1 protein-coding gene is annotated in these 432 nt (G+C 35.4%); it reads right to left on the bottom strand.

Annotated elements, in window-relative coordinates; translation table 11 throughout:
* On the bottom strand, positions 1 to 432 hold a 432-nt coding region (locus tag ACU8YE_RS25605), incomplete at both ends, for a hypothetical protein (RefSeq protein ID WP_446930426.1).

The following is a 432-nucleotide window of genomic DNA, read 5'->3' as shown; positions in this document are numbered from 1 at the left end:
CTTTCCATCAGTTTTTCAAGCTTGGTATATCGGCGAATTTCTTCATTTGATAATGAAACAAAATCGCCCATCAAATGATGATTGACCTCATAGATAAACTCTTGAAAGCCGGAAAAGAAGGATTTTTTGAGACTTTTCAAATTCACTTCTTCATCTGTAGCAATCAGTTTGAAACCAATAAAAAAGCGATAATCAATCTGACTATCGCCAATCATGGATACTAATGCGTCTGTCTGTAAATCAATCCGTTGTAATGCTATTTCTTTGAGTCTACCTATAACTTCCTTTTTAGATCGTTCCTGAGTGGCACGAATACTACTTTCTGTCGCAATTTGTAGCGCATGAATCTTACCTTCTCGATTTTGGGCAATCAATTGGCGGAAATTATCATGCAATTGATATTTTTGTTCAGGAGATAAGAAGGAATAGTTA

Source organism: Ralstonia sp. VS2407, assembly GCF_052950655.1.
The sequence above is the reverse complement of the archived record's forward strand: the minus strand, read 5'-3'. Positions and strand labels throughout refer to the sequence as shown.